Below are 8,679 nucleotides of genomic sequence, written 5' to 3'. Positions count from 1 at the left end.
AACAGCTTGAATTAGCATCTACTTATCAATATTTTAACCATTCGCAAATTTTAAGAGAGCGAAAGGTCAGTTCTTAAATCAAAATAAGTATCGAAAGGATAAAAATGATTTTGTTTTTCAGGTAGATCGTAGTGTTGAAAATAGTTTAGTATTTCTTAAAGAAAATAATGTTGAGTTTGAAGTATTAGATACCGTGGAAGTTAAAAAATATTACTGGACACATTTGGTATACAAAATAAAGACGACAAAGAAAATTCCAGTCGCGGTACTTCAAGATAACGTGAATAGTTTTGAGCAAACAGCCGATGGTTTTGTATACAGTATAAATCAGAAATTTGAAAGGTCTGAATTTTATGATATAAAAACGCTGAAGAAAGTAACTTTTGATGGTACTGTACCTTATGCTACATCTAATTTTGAGAAATTCTATTGTATTGATGAAAATTATCAGAGAGGCTTATATGATATTGGTCTTCAAAAATGGGTTATTGATAAGGCCTATGATAAAATAGAAGTTGCAAACCGTAGTAAGTTGCTACGCTTGAAGAAGAGCAATAATGAATTTTATGCGAATGCAAATGGAGATATAAGTGATTTCTCGTTAGCCTATACTGAAAAAAACAATGTGGATTTATTGGCTGACAGGTTTTTGTATTTTGAAACCAAAAAGGACTCTATTTATGACCTTGTTGAGAAGGCATTTTTAAAAATTCCAGCTATGGAAAGTAAGCCTGATGTCTTTTTTGTCAATGGTGATTTAATAATGGTTTGTGGTACTACTTTCTATAATCTTGATAAAGAAATAGAGAAAAACTTATCAGAAAGCTTAATCTCATTTTATGAGTTATCAGAGAAGGAAGTAAAATTGAAGTTTGAGAAAAAACAGAAAGAACATAGCAGTCTGAAGGGGTTAGTTTTTTCTGTAGATGTTTATATCGGTAATAAATATGGAGTGTTGAATGAGTATGGAGATATTATTAATTCTTCTAAAGAATATACTTACATCTTGCCAATGCTTTCAGAAGAAACATATGCTTATAAAACAGGCTTGTTTGACTTTGGTAAGAAATTGTATTCATTCAAAATTGGAGAAGATCACGAAGAAGAGTTAATAGAGAATGAAAATATCGAATACTATACAGCAGTAGAAGAATACGAGAAAAATAAAGGAGAATTTTAGTGTTCCTAACACTTTTCTAACAACAGCATTGGAGTAAGCTCTGATGCTGTTTTTTTGTTTAGGACCTTTGCTTATCATTCTATTTATTCATTTGAAGCTTGTGTAATAGGGGGTGTTTTAAAGAAAAAGGAGTGGTAAATAATACTATTATTATTTGTAACACTAAGAAGATAAGAGGGGTAAGTGTTTGCAATAGGTGGTGTTTATATCGGATAAAATTATATTGCCCCCTCTTTATCGTTCCCATTTACCACAAACTTTAAATACCACCCTATTTTTAAAAAGAATGTTACTAAACCACTCCTTCTTATCCTATAGCTTTGTAAAACGTTTAAAGCATTCTTGTTTTCAATTTTAGTTCAACCCCAAGAGTGTGACGCGTGTTGACAATATTAGAGGACCTAAGCATTTATTAAGATGAAATTTTTGAAAGTCGTTTCACTCTGTGCCTTACTTGCATCGACTTCCTGCGATGTGGTAAACAGAAAGAGTGAAGTAAATATCCAGAAGGAAGAAAAGTATGAAGAGGATTGGGAGTCAATAGCAAAAGCAAATGTAGCTCCTGAGTGGTTTAAAGATGCGAAGTTTGGTATTTATACCCACTGGGGACCTGTATCAGGAGCCTTTGTAAATATGAGACCAAAACAGCATTTGGCAGGGTGGCACGGTATGTTGATGTATGGAAAAAACGGTGTGCCTAACTGGAGAACAGGAAAACTTCCAAGACGGAAAAATGGAACAGTAAACAACAATCCTACTGGAAATTACAAGCATCATACTGCACAGTTTGGTGACCCAAGTGAAGTAGGATATAAATATTTGATTGAGAACTTCAAACCAACAGGATTTAATGCCAAAAAATGGGCTGATCTTTTTGAAAAATCGGGAGCTAAGTTTGCGGGTCCTGTAGCCATGCACCATGACAATTTTGCCATGTGGGACAGTAAAGCTACGCGTTGGAATTCGATGAATTATGGTGGAAAAGATATCTCTCAAGAGCTGAAAACTGAAATTGAAAGCAGAGGGATGAAGTACATTGCTTCTTTTCATCATGCTTTCACCTGGAAATATTTTGCACCTGCACATGTGAATGGCAATGTAGATCCAAAGGATTATGATCTCTACACAGAACCGCATGGATATGATAGTAATATGCCTTCTGAAAAGTTCCATGAAGAATGGTGGGCGAAGCTGAAAGAGTATATCGATAACTATCAGCCTGATGTATTATGGTTTGACTGGTGGTTGGAGAATATGGATGAGAAATACCGTAAGAAGTTCTTGGCCTATTATTACAACAAAGGAAAAGAATGGGATAAAGATGTGGTAGTACTTTTTAAAGAAGAGACGTTCCCTGATTCCACGGCAGTAAGAGATTATGAAAGAGGGCGACCAAATAAGCCAACGGACAAAACCTGGATCACAGATACCTCTCCTGGTACATGGTTTTATCGTTCCAATGCCAAGTTTGTTTCTACGAATGATCTAGTAGATATTTTGGTGGATATTGTATCTAAAAATGGTAGTATGCTATTAAACGTTCCTCCAAATCCGGATGGCACGATTCCGCCAGAAATGGAAAAACTGTTAGTAGAGATGGGGGAGTGGTTAAAAGTCAATGGTGAAGCAATCTATGGCACAAGACCTTGGAATGTCTTCGGTGAAGGTCCTACACGTCTTCCTGCAGGTGGACACAAAGTGGAGCGTAAAAAAATCGAATATACAGTAAACGATATCAGATTCACTAAAAAATCAGATGACGCTTTTTATGCGATCGTGATGGATACACCTGAAGAGGATATTACAATCACAACCCTAGGAAGTTATTTGGGTGTTTTGAATAAAGACATTGAGGCTGTGACTTTATTAGGTAGTGAAGAAGAACTGCAATGGGAAAGAACAGATAAAGGTTTGGTTATCAAAAAGCCAAAGTATTACCCTTCACTTCATGCACATGCTTTCAAAATTATGTGTAAAGGTTTTAAAAAGACGGGTCTTGGCGGAGAACTAGAACAGACATTATAAATAATATTTAGTGTTTAGGTGATCAACTGTTTGATATAGAGTGTGTAAAATCTGGTCTAGATTATCAGTGTGACTACTTGTATTAAGAGCATGTTTGGGAAATTATTTCTGAACATGCTCTTCTTTTTTAATGGAGCAGGTCGGTTTACATAAGAATTACTTCTATTCGTTTTTATGATGAACTCCTTTTGAATGATTTAGGTAGTACAAAAAAAAACAGGAACAAGTATGATAAATTTTTGTCTTAGTAATTATATTTATCCTCTTAAATTAAACACTTCCATCTGAACGCAATGAATATTACAATAAGAGAAATCCAACTCAAAGACATACCGCATTTGGTTGATTACTGGACAAAATCAGACAAGGAACATCTCATCAATATGGGTGTTGATCTTAGTAAGCTACCTAAAGAAGAGGAGTTTAAAGGGATGTTGGAAAGTCAGATCAGTCAGCCTTATACTCAAAAACAGAATTATGCACTTATTGTACTGGCTGATAATTCACCAATAGGACATGTAAATATTAATGAAATCGATTTTGGGAATTCAGCCAAAATGCATTTGCATCTCTGGGACAAAAGCAATCGGAAATCGGGAATAGGTACGCAGATGATACAATTGGCTTTGCCTCTATTTTTTGAAAATTTTCAATTAAAGCAACTTATTTGTGAGCCTTATGCAAAGAATGACGCACCCAATAAGACCTTAGAAAAAGTAGGCTTTCAGTTTGTGAAGAAGTACACATCTGTACCAGGTTCTATTAATTTTGAGCAAGAAGTAAATCAATGGCAACTCATCAAAAACAATTAAAAATGAAAACTTTTCACGTAGAAACGGAACGCCTGCTCTTAAGAGAATTGAGGGAGGAAGATCTAGAGGGAATTTTTGCTTTAGACTCTAACCCTAATGTTGTAAAATTTATAGGTATTCCTCCGGTAACTGATAGAAAGCAGTCTTTAGAGTATATCCAAAATATCCAAGGACAGTATGAAAGAAATGGAATTGGACGTTGGGCTTGTATTCTAAAGGAAACCAATGAATTCATAGGCTGGTCAGGATTGAAGCTAGAAGAGGTGCTTAGTGAGTTAGGTCCTTATTATGATTTGGGATATAGATTCAGAGAAGAATTCTGGGGGAAAGGATATGCTACAGAATCTGCCAAAATAAGTTTGTATTATGCCTTCGAAGTATTGAAATGGGAAGAAGTGGAAGCGTGTGCAGACTTTGATAATGAAGGGTCTAATATAGTCCTACAAAAAATAGGAATGAAGTTTACCAGAGATTCTGAATTTGAAGGAATGCCGTTGCATTGGTATAAAATCACTAGGGAGGAGTATTTTGACTTAAAAGACAACTCATAACTCAAAACAATTCCCTTTTCATAAGGTTACTTCTTTTAAAAAGAAGATATGCTTTTAGAAACAACACACGGTAAACCAGTGAATTACAGCAAGACCAAAACAGTCACTGGCAAAAGATTTTCATTGTATAAAATTATCAAGATAGGGGGGAGCACTTCCCCTCGTTTTTATATTCGATCAAGTAATCTGAACATTGGGTTTGATAAAGAAACACAGTCGGATTTAGATTCAGCAATTATTGAAATCAGGGAAAAAGGAGTGATTGTACATATTAATGTAAAGGTCAGGAACTTCGAGTGGGTAATTCCTTATTATCAATTGGTATTGTATCATACCGATCACGTTTTAAGTATTCATAGCCAAGGTTATTTTATACAGTTTGACCAACAGAAAACGACAGTACAACATTCAGAATTTGTCAAGAAACTTTTGGAGCAAAAACAATTTAATAGAAATACTTATTCATTTATTGATGATTTGTAAATCTTTAAATAAGGATAAAAATCATTAAAATCCGACTATTAAAATATCTTAACTCTGATTTTTGTTATTTTATACGGCATTATACTTTATTATCTTTGTACGTTTTTAATTTTAATACCTAAACGAATATCAAATGAATTTACTATTGGAAAAGACAGACAAGATTCGTTTAATCCAAGAAGGCAGTAAGTTACCCTACGATCTTCTTCTATTAGCAGATGAGACCATTGAAGCCATAGACAAATACATTCACGATTCAGAGATCTATATTTACGAAAGGGAAGGTGAAACACTGGGAGTATATGCTTTGCAGATGTTTGACGGAGAATCCATTGAGATCAAAAATATTGCGGTGTCTAAAACTTGTCAAGGTGAAGGAATAGGTCAGAGAATGTTGTTGAATGCCATGGAACAGGCTAAAGACCGAGGATTCAAGTACATTCTGATTGGAACTTCTAATGCTGCATTCAGACAATTGTATATTTATCAGAAAGTAGGTTTTGAAATTTACGAAGTGAAAAAAGATTTTTATACTAAGAATTACAGCCAAGAATTAATCGAAAATGGCTTACCGCTCAATCACATGCTTGTTTTAAGAAAGCAGTTGAATGATTAGTAAAAAAATTATCCAGAAAAAGGGTTCTTGCTTAATAGAAAGTAAGAACCCTTTTTTGTGAAAAGTGACAAAGAACAACACAACTGTAAATATATCTTAAAAGTAAAGAAAAGGATCAATTTTTGAGATCCCACAGTTATGATACTAATAGCATTCTTACTACTCCTACTAACTTCAACATCTTTTGCACAGATAAACATTGGAGATACAGTTACTGTAGTTAAATCAAAGCACGCTTACGTTGTAAAACATATTTCGGTTACAAGCCAAAACAAAACGGCTTATGAATTACTCAATCTTAAAAACAACAAAAGAAGATGGGTACTTGATGAACAACTTCAATATGAACGCAAACAACAGCTTAATGCCCTTCGTTACCGCAGAGGTGAAGAAGAGGAATTTGAAAATTTTATTGAATAAGTAATCTGCTTAAAACAGCAATGCCGGTTACGTTTACCCCTTTAGTATTTTACTAATGAAATCCTCTATAAGGAATGTCTTGTAGAGGTTTTTTATTACACCATAAAAAAAGGACTCCAGCAAAACTGTGTCCTTTTCATTCTATAAACTAAACTAACAAACAAACTTCCAACTAAATATTTTTAATCAACTTCTTTGAGTTGATGTCTTGTTCTTAATTGATATTCAAATAAATGTTATTTAAAGTTGTTAACCAAAATTGAATGTGAGAAATAATGACATTATTAGAATAGTGATATTATTAAATTTAAATTTTCATAAAACCCAATTTGGACATTGTTATATCGGTGCCTTAGTAAAAAAAATTCCCCAATCCGTAAAAACAGAAAGGGGACTCATTATTAATTGGGGGATAAATAAAATATCCCAATTGAAATACTATTCTAACATTATATTGATTGTTTAATATCAATATAATTGAAGGCTTACATTAAATGAAAATGATTTACAACAGCACTTACTTCTTTTCTCTACGCCTATTTTCAAAAACCTCATGAAATGAAGTTACCAATTTTTGTCATTTAATTTACCCTTTAATGGTGTACTATTTCTTTATAACATACTGTACGACTGTTTCGGTGCTTTATTTTTTGATTTATCAGGCTTATTTTTAACTCAAATTTGACTGCTTTATTTCAGGTTTTGACTTTTTGAAATACATTTTCGCCTTTCAACGTAATTTATAGATAAAAGCATTGATTTATCTATTATATAATACTAATTATAAATTGATTATATCTTTGGTGAATTTTAAACTAAATAGATATTGCAAAGTGTTATGAGAATGTGTTATATAACTTGTTATTATTTTGTTGTACTATGATTAAAAATAAGAATTATCCATTTTATGATTTTTGTTATTTTTTTTTATAATAATGTAATTCTGACGCTCTTTTATCTGTGAAATATACATTATTATCGATGTTAGATTCAATATGATAAGCTGTACTTTAGACCATAGTTTTTTTACATAGGCCGATTATTTCAATTTATTGCGAATTAAAATGTATAATATTAAACTAATAATCACTTTTCAAATGATTTATTTTTAATTCTATTTTTTTAATTATTTTGCGTAAAAAACACACATAAACATAATTTATTATTCTAAACTATGCCGCATAAATATCATCCGGAGTCATTAATGATGACGCATGGATACAAACCCGAATTATCCGAAGGTGCTGTGAAAACTCCTATTTTTCAAACTTCAACTTTCGTTTTTCAAACAGCAGAGGAAGGAAAAGCATTTTTTGAGGTGGCCTACGGATTAAGGGAGAAAGGCCAAGATGAAAATCTGGGCCTAATTTACAGTAGAATCAACAACCCCAATTTAGAGATTTTAGAAGATCGCCTTTGCCTTTGGGATCAAGCTGATGACTGTGCCGTATTTGAAAGTGGAATGAGTGCTATCAGTTCGGTTCTTTTGGAGTTTTTAAAGCCAGGAGATCTATTGATTTACAGTGCGCCTACTTATGGAGGAACAGATCATTTCATTCATGATTTATTAAAGAAAATAGGTGTTCATAGTATTGCCTTTAGACCTGAACATACAAAAGCGGATATCCTGAAAATGATTGAAGATTCAGGTTTAGCAGACCGACTGGCTTTGATTTATGTAGAAACTCCAGCTAACCCAACCAATGATCTTTTTGATATTACACTTTGTGCAGAAATTGCTCAACAGTATAATGATCAAAGCAGTGGAAGGAAAGTTTTTGTAGCTGTTGATAATACGTATATGGGACCAATATGGTCACAGCCACTTCAACTTGGAGCAGATATCGTGATGTACTCAGCAACCAAATATATTGGTGGGCATAGTGATCTTATTGCAGGTGCGGTCTTGGGTGACGCTGAAGTGATGCAAAGGGTGAAGACACTGAGAACATTTTTAGGAAATATGGTTTCTCCGCATACAGCATGGTTAATGTTGCGTTCACTAGAAACATTGAAAATAAGAATGGAAGCTCAGATGAATAATGCAATCAAAGTTGCGGACTATCTTCAAGAGCACCCAAAAGTAGAGAAGGTACATTATTTAGGCTGTATTTCTGAAGGAACCAAGGCTTATGAATTATATAAGAAGCAGTATTCTTCTCCTGGTGCAATGGTCTCTTTTGATATAAAGGGAGGGGAAAAAGAAGCATTTAAGTTCTTAAATCAACTCAAATTAATGAAGCTTGCTGTAAGTTTAGGAAGTACAGAAAGTTTAGCACAGCATCCAGCTAGTATGACGCATATTGGTATTGCGGAGGAAGAGAAAATAGAATTTGGAATATTACCGAGTTTGGTTCGCTTGTCTATAGGAGTGGAAAACGCCGAAGACATTATCTGGGATATTGAACAGGCATTAGAAGTGGTATAACTGTTAAAAGGGATGATATTATGGTATCATCCCTTTTATACTTATGTAGTGTGACAAAAGAAATGGAATAATAATTACGTGCACCATGACTGGAACCTTAGGTTTGTATATCAATCATTACTTGTAATATTCCAAGAAGGAGGTTTACTTAGTAAGAGGGTTTA

General features: G+C 33.5%; 8 protein-coding genes. All 8 read left to right on the top strand.

Features of this window, described 5'->3' with window-relative positions:
• Window positions 1-193: 193 nt before the first annotated feature.
• The 8 genes from HHU12_RS32040 (at window position 194) to HHU12_RS32005 (ending at window position 8,515) form a co-directional block, all read left to right on the top strand.
• Window positions 194-1,180 carry a hypothetical protein gene (locus HHU12_RS32040; RefSeq protein ID WP_169660820.1) on the top strand — a complete coding sequence of 329 codons (987 nt, stop codon included), beginning with the start codon at window positions 194-196 and terminating at the stop codon, window positions 1,178-1,180.
• 417 nt (window positions 1,181-1,597) lie between these two features.
• The gene (locus HHU12_RS32035) at window positions 1,598-3,205 is read left to right on the top strand and encodes an alpha-L-fucosidase (RefSeq protein ID WP_169660819.1); all 1,608 of its coding nucleotides are present in this window, start codon (window positions 1,598-1,600) and stop codon (window positions 3,203-3,205) included.
• A 293-nt stretch (window positions 3,206-3,498) separates the two neighbouring features.
• A complete protein-coding gene (locus HHU12_RS32030) occupies window positions 3,499-4,017 on the top strand; it encodes a GNAT family N-acetyltransferase (RefSeq protein ID WP_169660818.1) in 519 nt (172 codons plus the stop codon).
• A 2-nt stretch (window positions 4,018-4,019) separates the two neighbouring features.
• Window positions 4,020-4,568, top strand: coding sequence for a GNAT family N-acetyltransferase (locus tag HHU12_RS32025; protein WP_169660817.1), 549 nt, complete (start codon window positions 4,020-4,022; stop codon window positions 4,566-4,568).
• Between the two features lie 48 nt (window positions 4,569-4,616).
• The gene (locus HHU12_RS32020) at window positions 4,617-5,051 is read left to right on the top strand and encodes a hypothetical protein (protein ID WP_169660816.1); all 435 of its coding nucleotides are present in this window, start codon (window positions 4,617-4,619) and stop codon (window positions 5,049-5,051) included.
• Window positions 5,052-5,184: 133 nt separating this feature from the next.
• Complete coding sequence (locus tag HHU12_RS32015; RefSeq protein ID WP_169660815.1) at window positions 5,185-5,667, top strand: GNAT family N-acetyltransferase; 483 nt, start codon at window positions 5,185-5,187, stop codon at window positions 5,665-5,667.
• 138 nt (window positions 5,668-5,805) lie between these two features.
• Window positions 5,806-6,087, top strand: coding sequence for a hypothetical protein (locus HHU12_RS32010; RefSeq protein WP_169660814.1), 282 nt, complete (start codon window positions 5,806-5,808; stop codon window positions 6,085-6,087).
• A 1,174-nt stretch (window positions 6,088-7,261) separates the two neighbouring features.
• On the top strand, window positions 7,262-8,515 hold the full coding sequence (locus HHU12_RS32005) for a cystathionine gamma-synthase family protein (protein ID WP_169660813.1): 1,254 nt from the start codon (window positions 7,262-7,264) through the stop codon (window positions 8,513-8,515).
• The last annotated feature ends 164 nt before the right edge of the window (window positions 8,516-8,679 follow it).

This window comes from Flammeovirga aprica JL-4 (assembly GCF_012844305.1).
Taxonomy (GTDB): domain Bacteria; phylum Bacteroidota; class Bacteroidia; order Cytophagales; family Flammeovirgaceae; genus Flammeovirga; species Flammeovirga aprica.
Note: the sequence above shows the minus strand (reverse complement) of the source record. Positions and strands in the feature narration are given on the sequence as shown.